This window comes from Pseudomonas sp. WS 5079 (assembly GCF_012985465.1).
Taxonomy (GTDB): domain Bacteria; phylum Pseudomonadota; class Gammaproteobacteria; order Pseudomonadales; family Pseudomonadaceae; genus Aquipseudomonas.
The window spans coordinates 423651-444291 of record NZ_JAAQWN010000001.1 but is presented as its reverse complement, the minus strand read 5'-3'; the positions used below and the strand labels follow the sequence as shown (position 1 = coordinate 444291).

Here is a 20641-nt window from a genome sequence, read left to right as displayed (position 1 = left end):
AAGTAAATGTTTGTAAGCGCGAAGGTAAATAGCCGGTAAAGGCGCTTTTCTAAACGCGCCCCAGTGCTTATCTTTCAGCCTCCCACAGTAGAAGCCCTCGCATCCAATGGTTGATCAATCCATGCAATCGTCCCCCCGTAGTTCCCGCCGCTGGCTGTTTGGCTTGCTCGTCCTGTTGGTTGTTGCCGTGCTGTGCTGGAAGTTCTGGCCGACCGGCGCCGCCCAGAAAGAGGCCCCGGCAGCCCGGACCAGCAAGACGGGGATGATGCGTCCCGGCTTCGGCGGCTCAGGTGCTGCGGTGCCCGTGCGTGTCGCGCCCGCGATCACTGGGGATTTCCCGGTGTACTACAAGGCGCTGGGCACTGTGACGGCGCTGAACACCATCAATGTGCGCAGCCGGGTGGGGGGAGAGCTGGTCAAGATCGCCTTTGAAGAGGGGCAGATGGTCAAGGCCGGCGACCTGCTGGCAGAAATCGACCCGCGCAGCTACCAGAACGCCTTGCTCCAGGCCCAGGGCACGCTGCTGCAAAACCAGGCCCAATTGAAGAACGCCCAGGTCGACCTCGAGCGTTATCGCGGCCTGTATGAACAGGACAGTATCGCCAAGCAGACTTTGGACACCGCCGCTGCGCTGGTCCTGCAATACCAGGGCACGGTCAAGACCAACCAGGGCGCGGTGGATGACGCCAAGCTCAACCTGGAATTCACCAAGATCCGCGCACCGATTTCCGGGCGTGTCGGCCTGCGCCAGCTGGACGTCGGCAACCTGGTGGCGGCCAATGACACCACCGCCCTGGCGATCATCACCCAGACCCAGCCGATCAGCGTGGCATTCACCTTGCCGGAGAACAGCCTGCAAACCGTCCTGGCCCGCTACCGCAGCGGCAACAAGCTACCGGTGCAGGCCTGGGACCGTGGCGACCTGCAACTGCAAGCCACCGGCGTATTGCAGAGCCTGGACAACCAGATCGATGTCGCCACCGGCACCCTGAAATTCAAGGCCCGCTTCGATAACCAGGACCAGGTGCTGTTCCCCAACCAATTCGTCAATGTGCGCCTGTTGGCCGACACCCTGAAAAACGTGGTGCTGGTTCCCTCGGCGGCGATCCAGTTCGGCACCAACGGCACCTTTGTCTATGCCCTGGACGGTGACAAGAAAGTCAAGATCCGCACCCTGGTGATTGGGGAGACCGATGGCCAGAACACCGTGGTCAAGGAAGGCCTGGCCGCAGGCGATCGCGTGGTGCTCGAAGGCACCGACCGCCTGAAGGACGGCACCGACATCGAAGTGGTCAACGACAGCAACCTGGTCCCGACCACCCCAACCGAACATTTGCAGGGCAAACCCGCGGCGAAAGGCGAAGGCAGCCCGGCGGCTGACGCCGGCAAGGCGCAAAAGGCCGGCGCATGAACCTGTCACGGCTGTTCATCCTCAGGCCCGTCGCCACCACCCTGAGCATGCTGGCCATTGTCCTGGCCGGCCTGATTGCCTATCGCCTGATGCCGGTGTCGGCCTTGCCCCAGGTGGATTACCCGACCATCCGCGTCATGACCTTGTACCCCGGCGCCAGCCCGGACGTGATGACCAGCGCGGTCACCGCGCCCCTGGAGCGCCAGTTCGGGCAAATGCCCGGCCTCACGCAGATGGCGTCCACCAGTTCCGGCGGGGCCTCGGTGCTGACCCTGCGCTTTAACCTCGACGTCAATATGGACGTGGCCGAGCAACAGGTGCAGGCGGCGATCAACGCGGCCAGTAACCTGCTGCCCTCGGACCTGCCGGCGCCACCGGTGTACAACAAGGTCAACCCGGCCGATACCCCGGTCCTGACCCTGGCCATCACCTCCAAGACCATGCTGTTGCCCAAGCTCAACGACCTGGTCGATACGCGCATGGCGCAAAAAATCGCGCAGATCAGTGGCGTGGGCATGGTCAGCATCGCCGGCGGCCAGCGCCAGGCGGTGCGGATCAAGGTCAACCCCGAGGCCCTGGCCGCCAATGGCTTGAACCTGGCGGACGTGCGCAGCCTGATCGCCGCCTCCAACGTCAACCAGCCCAAGGGTAACTTCGACGGCCCGACCCGGGTGTCGATGCTCGATGCCAACGACCAGTTGGTATCGCCCGAGCAGTATGCCGAACTGATCCTGGCCTACAGCAATGGCGCACCGCTGCGCCTTAAAGACATCGCGCAAATCGTCGATGGCGCAGAAAACGAACGCCTCGCCGCCTGGGCCAATGAAAACCAGGCGGTGCTGCTGAACATCCAGCGCCAGCCGGGGGCCAACGTGATTGAGGTGGTGGACCGGATCAAGGCGCTGCTGCCAAGCATCACCGACAACCTGCCGGCTGGCCTTGACGTGACGGTACTCACCGACCGCACCCAGACCATCCGCGCCTCGGTCACCGATGTGCAGCATGAATTGCTGATCGCCATTGCCCTGGTGGTGATGGTCACGTTCCTGTTCCTGCGCCGTTTCAGCGCCACCATCATCCCGTCGATTGCCGTGCCGTTGTCCCTGGTCGGCACCTTTGGCGTGATGTACCTGGCCGGCTTCTCCATCAATAACCTGACCCTGATGGCCCTGACCATCGCCACCGGGTTTGTGGTGGACGATGCCATCGTGATGCTGGAGAACATCTCCCGCTATATCGAGGAAGGCGAGACGCCGCTGGCCGCCGCGCTCAAGGGCGCCAAGCAGATCGGCTTCACCCTGGTTTCCCTGACCCTATCGCTGATTGCGGTATTGATCCCGTTGCTGTTCATGGCCGATGTGGTCGGGCGCTTGTTCCGCGAATTTGCCATCACCCTGGCCGTGGCGATCCTGATTTCCCTGGTGGTGTCCCTGACCCTGACGCCAATGATGTGCGCGCGCCTGCTCAAGCGCGAACCCAAGGAAGAAGAACAGGGGCGCTTCTACAAGGCCAGCGGCGCCTGGATCGACTGGCTGGTCGCCGCCTACGGCCGCAAGCTGCAGTGGGTGCTCAAGCACCAGCCGCTGACCCTGCTGGTGGCCATCGCCACCCTGGGCCTGACGGTGGTGCTGTACCTGGTAGTGCCCAAGGGTTTCTTCCCGGTGCAGGACACCGGGGTGATCCAGGGCATTTCCGAGGCGCCGCAGTCGATTTCCTTCGCGGCCATGAGCCAGCGCCAGCAGGAACTGGCGAAGATCATCCTCGAAGATCCTGCGGTGGAAAGCCTGTCTTCCTACATTGGCGTCGATGGCGATAACGCCACCCTCAACAGTGGCCGCCTGCTGATCAACCTCAAGCCCCATAAAGAGCGGGACTTGAGCGCTGTCGAGGTGATTGCACGCCTGCAACCGACGCTGGACAAACTGGTAGGCATCCGCCTGTTCATGCAGCCGGTGCAGGACCTGACCATCGAAGACCGTGTCAGCCGCACCCAATACCAGTTCAGCATGTCCTCCCCGGATGCCGAGCTACTGGCCCTGTGGAGCGCCAAGCTGGTGCAGGCCCTGAGCCAGTACCCGGAACTCACCGATGTGGCCAGCGACCTGCAGGACAAAGGCTTGCAGGTGTACATGGTGATCGACCGCGATGCGGCCTCGCGCCTGGGGGTGTCGGTGGCCAATATCACCGACGCGCTGTATGACGCCTTCGGCCAGCGGCAGATTTCCACGATCTACACCCAGGCCAGCCAGTACCGCGTGGTGTTGCAGGCCCAATCCGGCGAAAGCCTGGGGCCGGACGCGCTGAACCAGATCCACGTGAAGACCACCGATGGCGGCCAGGTGCGCCTGTCGAGCCTGGCCCGCATCGAGCAGCGCCAGGCGCAGTTGGCGATTACCCATATCGGCCAGTTCCCGGCGGTGATGATGTCGTTCAACCTGGCACCCGGTGTGGCCCTGGGCAAGGGCGTAGAGCTGATCAACCAGGTACAGAAGGACATCGGCATGCCGGTCGGCGTGCAGACCCAGTTCCAAGGGGCTGCCCAGGCGTTCGAAGCGTCGCTGTCGAGCACCTTGCTGCTGATCCTCGCGGCGGTGGTGACCATGTACATCGTGCTTGGCGTGCTGTACGAGAGCTACATCCACCCGATCACCATCCTCTCGACCTTGCCGTCGGCAGCGGTGGGGGCCCTGTTGGCGCTGCTGCTCACGGGCAATGACCTGGGGATGATTGCGATCATCGGCATCATCCTGCTGATCGGCATCGTGAAAAAGAACGCGATCATGATGATCGACTTCGCCCTCGACGCCGAACGCAACCAGGGCCTGGACCCGCAGACCGCGATCTACCAGGCGGCGCTGCTGCGCTTCAGGCCGATCCTGATGACCACCCTGGCGGCATTGTTCGGTGCCGTGCCGTTGATGCTGGCCACCGGCTCCGGCGCCGAGTTGCGCCAGCCCCTGGGCCTGGTGATGGTCGGCGGCTTGCTGCTGAGCCAGATCCTCACGCTGTTTACCACGCCGGTGATCTATCTGTACTTCGACCGCCTTGGCCGTCGCTGGCGCAAGACCCCGGACGCGCTGGAGCCGGTTGAGCCATGAACCTGTCCGGACCTTTTATTCGCCGGCCGGTAGCCACCATGTTGCTGAGCCTGGCGATCATGTTGCTGGGCGGTGTCAGTTTCAGCCTGCTGCCGGTGTCGCCATTGCCGCAGATCGACTTCCCGGTGATTGTGGTCTCTGCCAGCCTGCCTGGCGCCAGCCCGGAAGTGATGGCGTCTACCGTGGCCACGCCGCTGGAGCGCTCATTCGGTGCGATTGCCGGGGTCACCACCCTGAGCAGTTCGTCCAGCCAGGGCTCGACCCGGGTGATCCTGGCATTCGACTCCGACCGCGATATCAACGGCGCGGCGCGAGAAGTGCAGGCCGCGATCAATGCCTCGCGCAACCTGTTGCCCAGCGGCATGCGCAGCATGCCCACCTACCGCAAGATCAACCCGTCCCAGGCACCGATCATGGTGCTGTCGCTGACCTCGGACGTATTGCCCAAGGGCCAGCTCTACGACTTGGCGTCCACCATCCTCTCGCAAAGCCTGTCCCAGGTGCCGGGTGTGGGCGAAGTGCAGATCGGCGGCAGCTCCCTGCCGGCGGTGCGTATCGAACTGGAGCCCAAGGCCCTCGACCAGTACGGCGTGTCCCTGGACGAGGTGCGCGACACCATCGCCAACGCCAACGTACGCAGGCCCAAGGGCTCGGTGGAAGATGGCGAGCGCAACTGGCAGATCCAGGCCAATGACCAGTTGGAAAAAGCCAAGGACTATGAGCCGCTGTTGATCCGCTACCAGGACGGCGCGGCGTTGCGCCTCAGTGACGTGGCCAAGATCAGCGACGGCGTCGAAGACCGCTACAACAGTGGCTTCTTCAACAACGACTCGGCGGTATTGCTGGTGATCAACCGCCAGTCCGGCGCCAACATCATCGAGACCGTCAAGCAGATCAAGGCCCAGTTGCCGGCGTTGCAGGCGGTATTGCCGTCCAGCGTCAAGCTCAACCTGGCCATGGACCGCTCGCCGGTGATCACCGCCACCCTGCATGAAGCGGAAATGACCCTGCTGATTGCCGTGGCCCTGGTGATCCTGGTGGTGTACCTGTTCCTCGGTAACTTCCGTGCCTCACTGATCCCGACCCTGGCGGTGCCGGTGTCGCTGGTGGGCACCTTTGCGATCATGTACCTGTATGGGTTTTCCCTGAACAACCTGTCGCTGATGGCCCTGATCCTCGCCACCGGCCTGGTGGTGGACGATGCCATCGTGGTGCTGGAGAACATCTCGCGGCATATCGACGACGGCATCGCGCCGATGAAAGCGGCGTACCTGGGAGCCAAGGAGGTCGGCTTCACCCTGTTGTCGATGAACGTGTCGCTGGTGGCGGTGTTCCTGTCGATCCTGTTTATGGGCGGGATTGTCACCAGCCTGTTCCGTGAGTTTTCCATCACCCTGGCGGCGGCGATCATCGTGTCGCTGGTGGTCTCGCTGACCCTGACCCCGATGCTCTGCGCGCGCTGGCTCAAGCCCCATGCCAAAGGCCAGCAGACCGGCTTGCAGCGCTGGAGCCAGAAGGTCAACGACCATATGGTTTCGGGTTATGCCAAAAGCCTCGACTGGGTGCTGCGGCACAAGCGCCTGACCCTGCTCAGCCTGTTCGTCACCATCGGGGTGAATATCGCGCTGTATGTGGTGGTGCCCAAAACCTTCATGCCGCAACAGGACACCGGGCAACTGATCGGTTTTGTACGCGGCGATGATGGCCTGTCATTCAGTGTCATGCAGCCGAAGATGGAGATCTTCCGCAAAGCCGTGTTGCAAGACCCGGCGGTGGAAAGCGTGGCCGGCTTCATCGGTGGCAGCAACGGTACCAACAACGCGGTGATGCTGGTGCGCCTCAAGCCGATCAAGGAACGCAAGTTGTCGGCCCAGGCGGTGATCGAGCGCCTGCGCAAAACCGTGCCGCTGGTACCCGGCGGCCGCTTGATGCTGATGGCCGACCAGGACCTGCAATTTGGCGGCGGCCGCGACCAGACGTCCTCGCAATATTCCTACATCCTGCAAAGTGGCGACCTGGCCGCCTTGCGCCTGTGGTACCCGAAAGTGGTCGCCGCGCTGCGCGAGCTGCCGGAACTGACCGCCATCGACGCCCGTGAAGGGCGCGGGGCGCAGCAGGTGACGCTGATTGTCGATCGCGACCAGGCCAAGCGCCTGGGCGTGGACATGAACATGGTCACCTCGGTGCTGAACAACGCCTACAGCCAGCGGCAGATTTCCACCATCTATGACAGCCTCAACCAGTATCGGGTGGTGATGGAGGTCAATCCGAAATACGCCCAGGACCCGATCACCCTTAACCAGGTGCAGGTGATTACCGCTGATGGCGCGCGAATTCCACTGTCGACCATCGCCCACTACGAAAACAGCCTGGCCGACGACCGCGTCAGCCACGAGGGGCAATTTGCCTCCGAAGACATCGCCTTCGATATGGCCCCCGGGGTCACGGTAGAGCAGGGCACGGCTGCCATCGAGCGGGCGATCGCCAAGGTCGGCTTACCGGAAGACGTGATCGCCAAGATGGCCGGCACCGCCGACGCCTTTGCCGCCACCCAGAAAAGCCAGCCGTTCATGATCCTCGGCGCGTTGGTGGCGGTGTACCTGGTGCTGGGGATTCTGTATGAGAGCTACATCCACCCACTGACCATTCTCTCGACCCTGCCGTCGGCCGGGGTCGGCGCGCTGTTGTCGATCTACGTGCTGGGCGGCGAGTTCAGCCTGATCTCGCTGCTGGGCCTGTTCTTGCTGATCGGTGTGGTGAAGAAAAACGCGATCCTGATGATCGACCTGGCGCTTCAACTGGAGCGCAAGGAAGGCATGCAGCCCCTGGAATCGATTCGCAGCGCTTGCTTGCTGCGCTTGCGGCCGATCCTGATGACCACCCTGGCGGCAATCCTCGGGGCCTTGCCCTTGTTGCTGAGCACCGCCGAAGGCGCGGAAATGCGCCAGCCCCTGGGCCTGACCATTATCGGCGGCCTGGTCTTCAGCCAGATCCTGACCCTTTACACCACCCCGGTGGTTTACCTCTATCTCGACCGCCTGCGCCACCGTTTCAACGGCTGGCGCGGGGTGCGTACCGATGCTGCCCTGGACACTCCGTTATGACCAACCCAACCTTTTGTAGCGGCCTGCGGTTTTTCGCGAGCAAGCTTGCGCCTACAGTTGTGTGCGCCATGCTCCTCAGCGCCTGTGCCATCGGCCCCGATTACCAACGCCCGCCAGTCGCCGAGCCTGCGCAGTACAAAGAAGCCCAGGGCTGGCGCCAGGCCGCGCCCAGCGATGCCCTGGCCCGTGGCGCCTGGTGGGAGTTGTATGGCGACCCACAACTCAACAGCCTGGTGGATAAGCTCAACAACGCCAACCAGACCGTGGCCCAGGCCGAAGCTCGCTACCGCCAGGCCCAGGCCACCGCCCGCAGTTCCCGTGGCGCATTCTTCCCCACCGTCGACCTGAGCGCCGGGAAAACCCGCGCCAGCCAGGGCACCGGCAGCAGCAATGCGAGCTTGAGCAGCTCCAGCAGCGGTATCCGCGACACCCTCAACACCCAGTTGGGCGTGAGCTGGGAAGCCGATATCTGGGGCAAACTGCGCCGTGGCCTGGAGGCCAGCAACGCCAGCGAGCAAGCTAGCGCCGCCGACCTGGCCGCCATGCGCCTGAGCCAGCAGTCGGAGTTGGTACAGAACTACCTGCAACTGCGGGTCATGGACGAACAGACGCGCTTGCTGCAATCCACCGTCGAGACCTACCAGCGCTCGCTGCAAATGACCCAGAACCAGTACCGCGCCGGCGTCTCCGGCAAGGACGCGGTGGCCCAGGCGCAGACCCAGCTCAAAAGCACCCAGGCCAGCCTGATCGACCTGATCTGGCAGCGCGCGCAGCTGGAAAACGCCATCGCGGTATTGATCGGCGAAGCGCCGGCCACGTTTAACCTTGCGGTGAGCAAGGACATCCCCGCCTTGCCGCAGATCCCCGCCAACCTGCCATCGCAACTGCTGGAGCGCCGCCCGGACATCGCCTCGGCCGAACGCGCGGTGATCGCCGCCAACGCCAATATCGGCGTGGCGAAAACCGCCTACTACCCGGACCTGACCCTGAGCCTGGCCGGTGGTTATTCCAGCAGCACCTACGCCGACTGGATCAGCCTGCCGAACCGTTTCTGGTCGGTGGGGCCGAAACTGGCGATGACCCTGTTCGACGGCGGGCAGCGCTCGGCCGAAGTCGACCGCGCCGAAGCGTCCTACGACGAAACCGTGGCCAAGTACCGCCAGACCGTGCTCGACGGTTTCCGCGAGGTGGAAAACTACATGGTCCAGCTCAAGGTCCTGGAAGATGAGGCGGGCGTGAGCAACGAAGCCCTGGAGTCGGCACGCGAATCCCTGCGCCTGACCCAGAACCAGTACAAGGCGGGCCTGATTGCCTACCTGGATGTGGTAAACGTCCAGGCCACGGCATTGAGCAACGAACGCACCGTGCTGACCTTGCTGCAGACCCGCCTGGTGGCCAGTGTGCAACTGATCGCAGCGCTGGGCGGCGGCTGGGATGGCCAGTTGGAGCCGCAAGAGAAACCCTGACCCTGTAGGCGATGGTCGTCAACGATAACGGATGAACAGCTGATAAACCCTCAGTTGTTATTACTGACGCCATCGCGGGCAAGCCCTAGTGCCAGTCAGTTAAGCGCAGATCCCTTGTGGGAGCGGGCTTGCTCGCGAAAGCAGTGGTTCAGTCAACATCAATGTTTGCTGGGCCGACGTCTTCGCGGCGATGCGGCGATCCGACAAGCCCGCTCCCACAGGGCGTAGTTTTGCCCCCCCAGGCCATACATTTTCAGTAATGGCCTTGTGACAATATTCCACCTGTACAAGAATTATTCTCGCTACAATCTGCGACTTTTCCACGGCATGGACGCCGTTCGTATCGTCAGCCACGAGAAGTCCCATGCTTACCGGCAGTTATTCCCCCGCACTGGTCCTGATCTCCCTGTTAGTGGCGATCCTCGCTTCCTATACTGCCCTGGACCTGAGCGGCCGTATCGCCACGGCCAAAGGTCGGACCGTGTACCTGTGGATGAGCGGCGGCGCCCTGGCCATGGGGATTGGTGTGTGGTCGATGCACTTTATCGGAATGCTGGCGTTTCGCCTGCCCATTACCCTGGGCTACGACATCGGCATAACGGCGCTGTCGCTGTTGATCGCCGTCCTGTCCAGTGGCTTCGCCCTGTGGCTGGTCAACCAACCGCGCCTGCCAGCCTGGCAACTGGGCTTTGGCGCCCTGATCATGGGCGCGGGTATCAGCACCATGCACTACACCGGCATGGCCGCCTTGCGCATGATGCCGGGGATCGACTACGACCCAACCCTGTTCGGCGTCTCGCTGCTGATCGCCGTCGGCGCTTCGGCGGCCGCCTTGTGGATTGCCTTCAACCTGCGGCGCAACACCCCCTATGTGCGCCTGGCACGGGGCGGGGCGGCGGTGGTAATGGGCGTGGCCATCGTCGGCATGCATTACACCGGCATGGCGGCGGCACGTTTTGCCGATGGCAGTTTCTGCGGGGCGGCGGTGGACGGCCTGAGCGGTAGCGGCCTGGATAATCTGGTGCTGGTGACCACCCTGGCAGTGCTGGCCATTGCCCTGTTGACCTCGTTGCTTGACGCCCGCCTGGAGGCGCGCACCGCGATATTGGCCGACTCCCTGACCCTGGCCAACCAGGAACTCACCCACCTGGCCCTGCACGACACACTCACCGGCCTGCCCAACCGCACGCTGCTGGCTGATCGCATTCAGCAGGCCACGCAACTGGTGGCGGAGCAGGGCGGCTGTTTTGCCCTGATGTTTATCGACCTGGACGGTTTCAAGCCAGTCAACGATGCCTTTGGCCACCATCTGGGCGACCAGTTGTTGCGCGAGGTGGGCCTGCGCCTGCGGGAAGACCTGCGCAGCCAGGACACCCTGGCGCGGATCGGCGGCGATGAGTTCGTGCTGCTGGTGCAATTGAGCCAACCCGACGATGCGCTGCGCCTGGCCGAGCGCCAGGTGGGGCTGATCAACCAATCGTTCCGGGTGGCCGAGCATGACTTGAACATCTCCGCCAGCGTCGGCATTGCCCTGTTTCCTGGAAACGGCGCAACCCCCCAGGAACTGTTGATGAATGCCGATGCGGCGATGTATCACGCCAAGAGCATGGGCAAGAACGGCTACAGCTTTTTCGATATGTCGATGAACACCAACGCACGCCGCCAACTGCAACTGTTGCAGGATCTGCGCAATGCGGTGGAAAAACAGCAACTGCGCCTGTTTTACCAACCCAAGTTCGACGCGCTCAGCGGCCGCGCCATCGGGGCCGAGGCCCTGTTGCGCTGGGAACACCCGCAACATGGGCTGTTGCTGCCGGACAAGTTCATCGAACTTGCGGAAAAGACCGGGGTGATCATCGCCATCGGCGACTGGGTGCTCAACGAAGCGTGCCGGCAAATGCAGGTGTGGTTTGCCCAGGGTTATCGTGACTGGCGCATCGCGGTCAACCTGTCCGCCCTGCAGTTCTGCCACGCGGGGCTGGTCGCCAGTGTGGCGAACGCCCTGCAACGCCACCAGTTGCCGGCCAATAGCCTGACCCTGGAAATCACCGAAACCACGGCCATGAGCGATGCCGATGCCAGCATGACGGTGTTGCAGCAGCTCTCGGAAATGGGCGTGGACCTGTCCATCGACGACTTTGGTACCGGCTACTCGAGCCTGATGTACCTCAAGCGCCTGCCGGCCAACGAGCTGAAAATCGACCGCGGTTTTGTGCGGGACCTGGAGCATGACAGTGACGATGCCGCCATCGTCTCGGCCATTGTCGCCCTGGGCCAGGCCCTCGGCCTGCGCATCGTCGCCGAAGGAGTGGAGACCGATGTGCAGCAGACCTTCCTCACGCGCCTGGGCTGCGACTCGTTGCAAGGCTACCACCTGGGCCACCCGCTGCCGCCGGATACCTTCATGAGCGCGATCGAGGCCAAGGAACGGCTCACCCGACCCTGAGATCAATTGACCCCGGTCCATGCAAAACCTGGCAGGCACAGGTATTCTTGGATCCAACAGCTCACGTTGAATGGGGAGTCAGCACACATGGACAAAGTCGTCATCATTACCGGCGGCAGTCGTGGGATCGGGGCCGCCACGGCCTTGTTGGCGGCCCGGCAGGGCTATCGCATCTGCATCAACTTCCAATCCGATGAACAAGCCGCGCTGGGCGTGCTGGAGCAGGTGCGCGCCTTGGGCGCCCAGGCCATTGCGGTGCGCGCCGACGTGAGCATCGAAGACGAAGTGATCAGCCTGTTCAATCGCGTCGACGCCGAGTTGGGTCGTGTCACCGCGCTGGTCAACAACGCCGGCACGGTGGGGCATAAGTCGCGGGTCGAGGAGATGTCCGAGTTCCGCATCCTGAAAACCCTCAGGACCAATGTGCTGGGGCCGATCCTGTGTGCCAAGCATGCGCTGCTGCGCATGTCGCCCAAGCATGGCGGGCAGGGCGGTAGCATCGTCAATGTCTCGTCGGTAGCCTCGCGCATTGGTGCCCCCGGCGAGTATGTCGACTACGCAGCGTCCAAGGGTGCGCTGGACAGCTTCACCATTGGCCTGTCCAAGGAAGTGGCGGGCGAGGGGATTCGGGTCAATGCGGTACGCCCTGGCTACATCTTCACCGACTTCCATGCCTTGAGCGGCGATCCGGATCGGGTCAGCAAGCTTGAATCGGGAATTCCCATGGCCCGTGGCGGGCGCCCGGATGAAGTGGCGGAAGCGATTGTCTGGCTGCTATCGGACAAGGCGTCCTATGCCACCGGGACCTTTGTTGACCTTGGCGGCGGCCGCTAACCGACGCCGTTGTTGGCAGGACGCCTCTGGCAAGCGGGGCGTCAATGCACCAGCCGCAACGTATTGCGCCCCAGGCCCTTGGCCTCGTACAGCGCGGCATCGGCCCTGGCAAGCAGGCTGGCGGTGGTATCAGCGTGCTCTGGCACTACACAACAAACCCCGATACTGATACGCAGTTCAATGCTTGCCCCCCCAAAATGCGCCGGCGCCTCGGCCAGGGAGGCGCGCAGTTGATCGAGGACACTGATGGCTCCTTCGGGGCTGGTGCCTGGCAGCAATAGCAAAAACTCCTCGCCGCCATACCGACCAATACTGTCGGAATGCCGAAGGCGCTGGGTCAGATGGCAGACACAGTGGCGAATCATCTCATCACCGGCCAGATGCCCATATACATCGTTGATCTGTTTGAAGTGATCTATGTCGACCATCGCCACCGCCAGGTAGGCATTGCCCAGGCGCGCACGTTCCAGTTCGGTGGAAAACTGCTCAAGGATGGCGCGACGATTGAGAATACCTGTCAGCACATCGCGCTGGGCCAGATGCTGAAGCAGTGACTCGCTGCGTTCTTTGGCCAGTAGCACCAACCCCAGAGAAATCATCATTGCGGTGAACGTGCCGATGCTGACCGAGATGGTTTGCTTGAGGTTGCTGACGTCATAACGCATCTGGGCAGCACCTCCGCCGAGCACAGCCACCACGCGCATGCCCAAGCCAATCAGGCTGATGCTCGAACCAATGATCAGCAACATCCTTGCACGGCCATGGGCCGGGATGTAGCGGCGCGTCCAGTGGATGATCAACGCGCACTGCACCATCAAAACCAGCGTGGCAGCGAGCATGCGCGGTTCCAGGGTTTCGATCAGGCTTGCCATCAGCACCAGCATCAACCCAGCGGGGGCGAATACCCGCCACCAGGGCACTGGCAGCTCAACGATGCGAAATAAACTCGCCCCATAAAAAGCCAGCGCCACCGCCAACAATGTATTGGCGGCACCGTAGGTAAACCACAATGGGGCATGCCCGTAGGAGCTGTAGCCAATGTAGGCCAAGGCATGGGCCAACAAACCGACGCCAATGGTGAGCAAGCCATCACGCTGGTTGAACTGGCCGACCAGAATCAGACAAAACGCCATGATCGTCGCCACTAACGCGACACAGGCAAAAAGCGTGGGGGTATGAGCGACCATGGAATCTCACACAGCGTTTCTAGAAGTGACTCTGTGCGCAAGTCTAGCTGAGCTGGCCGGCTGCCACTATGCGTTTGTCTCTGAAGTGCGCAAGTCCCGGCCAGCGCCTCAATAGCGGGCCACCCTTAGAAGGAGTGCAACACCGGGTAGCCTTTGCGGGCAAACTGGTCCAGGCGGTCAGCCTCCGAGTTGGGCAGGATGACCACACCCAAGTCGGAAAAACCGTCGATCTTGCCGTTGCGCTCCTCGCTGCCTTTGAGCTTGCACTCGTCCAGGTTGTCGATAAAGCGCAGCACCTTGTCCAGATCATAGGCTGCATTGGCGCGCGCATCCGGGTTGGGATTGGCGTGCGTCCAGTCACCCACGTGCCGTTTGAGGTCAAGCTCCAGTTGCCAGCGGTCGTTCCCCTCGATGTAGCACCTGAGCACCGAACTCTGTTCAATAATCCTCTCTGCCGAGCGGTGATCCCCGGCAGGGCGTCCCATTGGCGCAGTCAATTGGCGAACTTCGCGCTGCTCTGCGACACGCATGTAATGGGGCGGGATGGGCAGTGGAAAAGAAAAAAATGGCAGTAGGGTATTTTTCATGGCGCCTCTGTTCTTCAGGAAAAAGAGGCTGATCCTAAACTGCCGGAGGGTGCCTTCCTACGGCAGCGGCTGGCTGATCTATTTCAAGGTGTCTTTCAAAACGAACGGACAATCCGCCCTAGCGTCTCCATGGCCTTTTCCGCCGACTCGTCCCAAGGGCTGCCGTAGTTCAGACGGATGCAGTTACGAAAACGCTGGGTCGGTGAAAAGATCGGCCCCGGCGCAATGCTGATGCCCTGGGCCAGGGCCATCTGGAACAGCTTCAACGAGTCGGTCTGCTCCGGCAATTCCAGCCACAGGAAGTAGCCGCCGGCGGGTTGGCTGACCCGGGTCTGCGCCGGGAAGTAACGGCCGATGGCGGCGAGCATCGCGCTTTGCTGTTCTTCCAGGGCATAGCGCAGTTTGCGCAGGTGCCGGTCGTAGCCGCCGTGTTGCAAGTAGTCGGCAATCGCCGCCTGGGCCGGCATCGAGGCACACAGCGAGGTCATCAATTTCAAGCGTTCGATCTTCTGCGCATAGCGGCCCGCGGCCACCCAGCCGACGCGGTAGCCGGGTGCCAGGCTCTTGGCGAAGGAGCCGCAGTGCATCACCAGGCCTTCTGTGTCGAAGGCCTTGGCGGGTTTGGGCGCCTGTTGGCCGTAGTACAACTCGGCGTACACATCGTCTTCGATCAGCGGCACCTGATGCCCACGCAGTAACTCGACCAACTCCTGCTTCTTGGCCTCGGGCATGGTGGCGCCCATGGGGTTCTGGAAGCTGGTCATGCACCAGCACGCCTTGATCGGGTAGCGTTCCAGGGTCTGGGCCAGCACCTTGAGGTCAATGCCATCGCGCGGATGCACGGGGATTTCCACCGCCTTGAGCTTCAGGCGTTCCAGCACTTGCAGGCAGGCATAAAACGCCGGGGCCTCGATGGCTACCAGGTCGCCCGGTTCGGTAACGGCTTGCAGGCACAGGTTCAGCGCTTCGAGGGCGCCGTTGGTGATCAGCAGTTCTTCCATGGGCAGCATCAGGCCACCGACCATGTAGCGCAGGGCGATTTGCCGGCGCAGTTGCGGGTTGCCCGGCGACATATCGGTGACCACCATGCGCGGGTCCATCTCGCGGCTGGCGCTGGCCAGGGAGCGGGCCAGGCGTTGCAGGGGGAACAGCGTCGGGCTGGGGAAGGCCGAGCCAAAGGGCACGGTTTGCGGATCCTTGATCGAATCGAGCACCGAAAACACCAGCTCACTGACGTCCACCTCGGTGGATTCATGGACATGGGCGCTGACCGCCGGCTCCGAGAACGGGCTGGGCGCATGGGTATTGACGAAATACCCTGAACGCGGCCGCGCCCGGATCAGGCCACGGCGCTCCAGCAGGTAATAGGCCTGGAACACCGTGGACGGGCTGACGCCGTAAGTCTGGCTGGCATAGCGCACCGACGGCACGCGCTGGCCCGGTCCGAGGACGCCGGAGCGGATCAGTTCAGCGATGTCGTCGGCAAATTTCTCGTAGCGTTTCATCGTGATCCTAGGTTCTACACAGGTCAAAACGTGGGAGCGGGCTTGCCCGCGATGGCGGTGTGTCAGTAGCAGATAGTTTGACTGACACAGCGTAATCGCGGGCAAGCCCGCTCCCACAGGGGGGGCTTGCGGGCTCAGCGGTTCAGCGGCGCCACAAAACGGCTGTCGGCGACACTATAAACACTTGGTTCATCCCTATCCGTCACCTTGAAGCGGATGGTTTGCGAGCTGCTGGTCGGTTTGTCACTGGTCAGCGCCACCGACACCGGCACATCGGTGATTTCCCCGGGCGCCAGGCTGACTTCGGTCTTGCCTTGCAGCTCAAAGCCCTCGCCATCCACCAGTTCCAGGCGGTAGTCCTGGCGCTGTTGGGTCTTGTTGATGATCTTCAGGCTGTAGATGTTCTCGATCAGCCCCTGGCTGTTCTCGCGGAACATCCCGCGGTCCTTGGTCACGTCCAGCGACACCATCGGCCGCTGCACCAATGCCATCACCAGGGCCGCAATCATCACCAGCAGCACCGCACTGTAGCCGATCAAGCGTGGCCGCAGCAGGTGGGTCTTGCCGCCTTGCAACTGATGCTCGGAGGTATAGCCCACCAAGCCTCGCGCATAGCCCATCTTGTCCATGATCGAATCACAGGCATCGATACACGCCGCGCAGCCGATGCATTCCATTTGCAGGCCGTCGCGGATATCGATGCCGGTAGGGCAGACCTGCACGCACAACTGGCAGTCGATGCAGTCGCCCAGGCCAACGTCCGCCGGGTTCACCTCGCGCTTGCGCGGGCCACGGCTTTCGCCACGGGCAGCGTCGTAGGAAATGGTCAGGGTGTCCTTGTCGAACATCACGCTCTGAAACCGCGCATAGGGGCACATGTGCATGCACACCGCCTCGCGCAGCCAGCCGGCATTGATGTAAGTGGCGCCGGTAAAAAACAGCACCCAGAACAGGCTGACACCGCCCATCTGCCAGGTCAGCAGCTCTTCGGCCAAGGGCCTGATCGGCGTGAAGTAGCCGACAAAGGTCAGGCCGGTCAGCACACTGATCGCCAGCCACAGCGTGTGCTTGGCGGCCCGGCGCGCCAGTTTGTTCACGCCCCAGGGCGCGGCCTGCAGCTTGATCCTTTGGTTTCGCTCGCCTTCGGTGACCTTCTCGCACCACATGAACAGCCAGGTAAACGAACTTTGCGGGCAGGTGTAGCCACACCAGACGCGGCCGGCAAACACGGTGATCGCAAACAGGCCAAAGGCACAGATGATCAACAGCGCCGACAACAGGATGAAGTCCTGGGGCCAGAAGGTCGCGCCAAAAATATGGAACTTGCTTTCAGCCAAGTCCCACAGCACGGCCTGGCGTGAGTCCCAGTTCAACCACACAGTGCCGAAAAACGCGAGGAACAGAAAGCCTGCACCGCTTATGCGCAAGGTGCGGAACAGGCCGGTGAAACTGCGGGTATGGATCTGGTTGTCGCTGGATTTGGCCTTCATCTTCTTTGGATGTGCAGGCTCGAAATGTTCTACTAATCGGACGGGGATTCTATCGCTCATGGTCTTTCGCTCATCAGCCTCCATCAGGCAGATGAACTATGCGACGCGATCTGTTTGCATAACAGACTCAGGTAAATCGATAAAAAGCGGATCAGATGGGTTTTTGCGCCGGCGCTGCGACAATGTGCAGCACCCCGCAAGCCGTGGGGCCGGTGCCTGGATCAACAGTGCACGCGGCATGCTGATCCAGATCAATCAAATCACCGAATCACCCGCGCTGGCCTTGAGGTGCTTGCGCCCGTCAATGGCGCCGGCGACGGTCAGGGCGTCGGCTTGTGCCTCGGTGATGTAGATGCGCTGGCCGTCGATTTCGACTGCCGACATCGATTTTTCGCTGTCGGTAATCACCGTCACCTCCAGCACGCTTAGGCGTTGCTCTTCACCGCTGTCGTCGATCTTGAAGTAGCAGGTCTGGTTTTCGATACGTACGGGCATGGTCTTCTCCTGGTTGATCGGTGCTGTTCGTTAGGTGACGCACACGGGCCAATGGTTCGGCGCAACTGACTGGCGGTCGTTGCTGTCCATCCTTTATCCCCCCTACGAAAAGGACAGGACCATGGACGCCTGGTGGCAAGAAGTCTGGCAAACCCTGCAAAGCGAATTCGCCGATATCGGCGATGCGCGGCAACTCACGCAAATCACCGTGCGCCTGCTGATTGCCGCGATTCTGGGGGGCATCCTGGGGTTTGAGCGCGAACAAAAAGGCAAGGCCGCCGGCGTGCGCACCCATATGCTGGTGGCGATGGGTGCGGCCTTGTTTGTGCTGGTGCCGCAGATGGGCGGTTCCCAGGCCGACGCCATGAGCCGGGTGGTGCAGGGGGTGATCGCCGGCATCGGCTTCCTGGGCGCAGGGACGATCCTCAAGGGCAAGGAGGAAGAGGCCGGCCAGCACGTCAAGGGCCTGACCACCGCAGCCGGCTTGTGGATGACCGCCGCCATCGGGGTGGCGGCGGGGCTGGGCAAGGAGTCCACCGCAGTACTGAGCACCGTGCTGGCGCTCGCGGTGTTCAGCGTGATGCCAAGGATTGTGAAGCTGCTGGACAAGCCCTAGCTGCGGGCGCCTACACGATAACCGGCGGTATCGTTGTCGGCGGTTCTTCCTTTGCCGCAGGCACGCTTTGCGGCGGCTCCTGCTGAGGAATCGGCTCTGGCTCGGTCGGCGGCAAGGTAGGGTTATCAATGTTCGGGTCAGGGGTTTGGGCAGGAATCGGGATATTCATCGTGGTGGCCTCGTTTGTGCTTTGCTCAATCGGTGGACAACCGCCATGGCCGATTGATTCCCGCCCGGTGGCGGCACATCCATCTGAACTTTCCGTCGGCCACCGGGCTCGGACCTTATACGGCCCGCCCGGGAAGAGCCCGCCTGCTGCACAGACAATCAAGCACAAGAGCGTCCATGGGGCGTAAGGGGAGATGCTCGATGACGGCTGAAATACCCGTATTACCGCTGTCCCAGGCACTGTTGCTGCCCAGGATCGCCATTGAAGACACCATGCCGGTGATTGATGCCGGTGCATTCGCGGTCAAGGCCGTGCAAGGGCAAGCCATCCACGTTACCAGCAAGGTATTCGCCGACGGGCATGACCAGTTGGCCGTGTTGATTCGCTGGCGGTCGTTGAGTGAAGACAACTGGCACAGCGCGGTCATGGCAGACAAGGGCAACAACACCTGGGAAGGCACCTTTGGTGTAAGCCAGCAGGGCCCGCACCACTATTGCATCGAGGCCTGGATCGATCATTTCGCCAGTTTCTGCTATGAACTGGGTAAAAAACACACCGCCGGGGTTCCCGTCAGCCTGGAGCTGCAGGAAGGCCGCCAGCAGGTCCTGCAAGCGGCTGAACGCAGTGAAGGTGAGCTGCAGGAGCACTTGCAGCAACTGCATCACCAACTGTCCGGGCTGTTGGAAACCGAGCAGGTCGCGCTGTTTTTGCACGAACACAGTGCACAGCTGATGGCTCAGGCCGATTTGCGCCCCTACTTGAGTATCAGCCCGGTGTATCCACTGGATGTGGAGCGCCCCCAAGCGCTGTTTGCCAGTTGGTACGAGCTGTTCCCGCGCTCGATCACCGATGACCCGACGCGCCACGGCACGTTCAATGACGTGCATTCGCGCCTGGCGATGATCCACGACATGGGCTTTGACGTGCTGTACTTCCCGCCGATCCACCCCATCGGCCGCAGCCACCGCAAGGGCAAGAACAACTCCCTGAGCGCCGGCCCCGAGGATCCCGGCAGTCCCTATGCGATTGGCAGCGAGGAGGGCGGCCACGACGCGATCCATTCGCAACTGGGCACCCGCGAAGATTTCCGCCGCCTGGTAGCGGCCGCCGCCGAGCATGGCCTGGAGATCGCCCTGGACTTTGCCATCCAGTGCTCCCAGGACCACCCGTGGCTCAAGCAACACCCAGGTTGGTTCAACTGGCGCCCGGACGGCACGATCAAATACGCGGAAAACCCGCCGAAAAAATACCAGGACATCGTCAACGTTGACTTCTATGCCGCCGATGCGATCCCCAGCCTGTGGTTGGAGTTGCGCGATATCGTGCTGGGCTGGGTCGAGGAGGGGGTCAAGACCTTCCGCGTCGACAACCCCCACACCAAGCCGCTGCCATTTTGGCAATGGCTGATCAGCGATGTACGGGCCCAGCATCCCGAGGTGATCTTCCTTGCCGAGGCCTTTACCACCCCGGCGATGATGGCGCGCCTGGGCAAGGTCGGTTACTCCCAGAGCTACACCTACTTCACCTGGCGCAACACCAAGGCCGAACTCAGCGAGTACTTCACCCAACTCAACCAGTCGCCCTGGCGTGAGTGCTACCGGCCGAACTTTTTCGTCAATACACCGGACATCAACCCAGGCTTTCTGCATGAATCCGGGCGCCCGGGCTTTTTGATCCGCGCTGCACTGGCCACCATGGGCTCGGGCCTGTGGGGGATGTACTCGGGCTTTGAACTGTGTGAAAGCGCGCCAGTGCCGGGCAAGGAGGAATACCTGGACTCGGAAAAGTACGAGATCCGCCCCCGGGACTTCAGCGCCCCCGGCAACATCATCGCCGAGATCGCCCAGCTCAACCGCATCCGCCGGCAAAACCCGGCGCTGCAGACACACCTGAGCCTGACGCTCTACAACGCCTTCAACGACAACATCCTGTACTTCGGCAAGCGCAGCGAGGATGGCAGCAACTTCATCCTGATCGCCGTCAGCCTCGACCCGTTCAACCCCCAGGAGGCGCATTTTGAGTTGCCGCTGTGGGAGATGGGCCTGCCGGACGACGCCCAGGTGCAGGGCGAAGACCTGATGAATGGCCATCGCTGGACCTGGTACGGCAAGACCCAATGGATGCGCATCGAGCCCCATATGCCGTTTGGCATCTGGCGCGTCACCCAGTCTTGAGTCGGATGCAGATCAACTGTGGGAGCGGGCTTGCCCGCGATAGCAGTGTGTCAGTCACG

At 62.2% G+C, this 20641-nt stretch carries 13 protein-coding genes; 8 read left to right on the top strand and 5 right to left on the bottom strand.

Annotated features, from left to right (window positions below; all coding sequences use genetic code 11):
* Positions 1-106: 106 nt before the first annotated feature.
* The 6 genes from HBO05_RS01915 (at position 107) to HBO05_RS01890 (ending at position 12359) form a co-directional block, all read left to right on the top strand.
* Positions 107-1411 (top strand): MdtA/MuxA family multidrug efflux RND transporter periplasmic adaptor subunit, encoded by a 1305-nt coding sequence (locus HBO05_RS01915; protein ID WP_170041365.1) that lies wholly within the window; start codon positions 107-109, stop codon positions 1409-1411.
* Positions 1408-4509, top strand: coding sequence for an MdtB/MuxB family multidrug efflux RND transporter permease subunit (locus HBO05_RS01910; RefSeq protein WP_172311454.1), 3102 nt, complete (start codon positions 1408-1410; stop codon positions 4507-4509). Before HBO05_RS01915 ends, HBO05_RS01910 begins: the two co-directional genes overlap by 4 nt.
* Positions 4506-7613: an efflux RND transporter permease subunit gene (locus HBO05_RS01905; protein WP_172311452.1), complete on the top strand. Its 3108-nt coding sequence runs from the start codon at positions 4506-4508 to the stop codon at positions 7611-7613. The genes HBO05_RS01910 and HBO05_RS01905 overlap by 4 nt, the downstream gene beginning before the upstream one ends.
* 68 nt (positions 7614-7681) lie before the next feature.
* A complete protein-coding gene (locus HBO05_RS01900) occupies positions 7682-9079 on the top strand; it encodes an efflux transporter outer membrane subunit (protein WP_262380989.1) in 1398 nt (465 codons plus the stop codon).
* A 364-nt stretch (positions 9080-9443) separates the two neighbouring features.
* Positions 9444-11525, top strand: a complete 2082-nt coding sequence (locus HBO05_RS01895) for an EAL domain-containing protein (RefSeq protein WP_172311450.1) — start codon at positions 9444-9446, stop codon at positions 11523-11525.
* Positions 11526-11612: 87 nt separating this feature from the next.
* Entirely contained in the window at positions 11613-12359 is a 747-nt protein-coding gene (locus HBO05_RS01890) for an SDR family oxidoreductase (protein WP_170041369.1), read from the top strand.
* Between the two features lie 41 nt (positions 12360-12400).
* Here HBO05_RS01890 and HBO05_RS01885 read toward each other — a convergent pair whose 3' ends face one another.
* From HBO05_RS01885 to HBO05_RS01865, 5 genes are all read right to left on the bottom strand, one after another.
* Entirely contained in the window at positions 12401-13546 is a 1146-nt protein-coding gene (locus tag HBO05_RS01885) for a GGDEF domain-containing protein (protein ID WP_169951790.1), read from the bottom strand.
* 125 nt (positions 13547-13671) lie between these two features.
* A complete protein-coding gene (locus tag HBO05_RS01880) occupies positions 13672-14133 on the bottom strand; it encodes a hypothetical protein (protein WP_262381363.1) in 462 nt (153 codons plus the stop codon).
* Positions 14134-14228: 95 nt separating this feature from the next.
* Positions 14229-15638: a GntR family transcriptional regulator MpaR gene (gene mapR, locus HBO05_RS01875; RefSeq protein WP_169951788.1), complete on the bottom strand. Its 1410-nt coding sequence runs from the start codon at positions 15636-15638 to the stop codon at positions 14229-14231.
* 134 nt (positions 15639-15772) lie between these two features.
* Entirely contained in the window at positions 15773-17188 is a 1416-nt protein-coding gene (gene ccoG, locus HBO05_RS01870; protein WP_172311448.1) for a cytochrome c oxidase accessory protein CcoG, read from the bottom strand.
* 195 nt (positions 17189-17383) lie between these two features.
* Positions 17384-17623: a DUF3203 family protein gene (locus HBO05_RS01865; RefSeq protein ID WP_169951784.1), complete on the bottom strand. Its 240-nt coding sequence runs from the start codon at positions 17621-17623 to the stop codon at positions 17384-17386.
* 121 nt (positions 17624-17744) lie between these two features.
* On the opposite strand from HBO05_RS01865, the gene HBO05_RS01860 reads away from it, so the two are divergent.
* Positions 17745-18239, top strand: a complete 495-nt coding sequence (locus tag HBO05_RS01860) for an MgtC/SapB family protein (RefSeq protein WP_170041372.1) — start codon at positions 17745-17747, stop codon at positions 18237-18239.
* A 369-nt stretch (positions 18240-18608) separates the two neighbouring features.
* Positions 18609-20582: an alpha-1,4-glucan--maltose-1-phosphate maltosyltransferase gene (locus HBO05_RS01855; protein ID WP_172311446.1), complete on the top strand. Its 1974-nt coding sequence runs from the start codon at positions 18609-18611 to the stop codon at positions 20580-20582.
* The last annotated feature ends 59 nt before the right edge of the window (positions 20583-20641 follow it).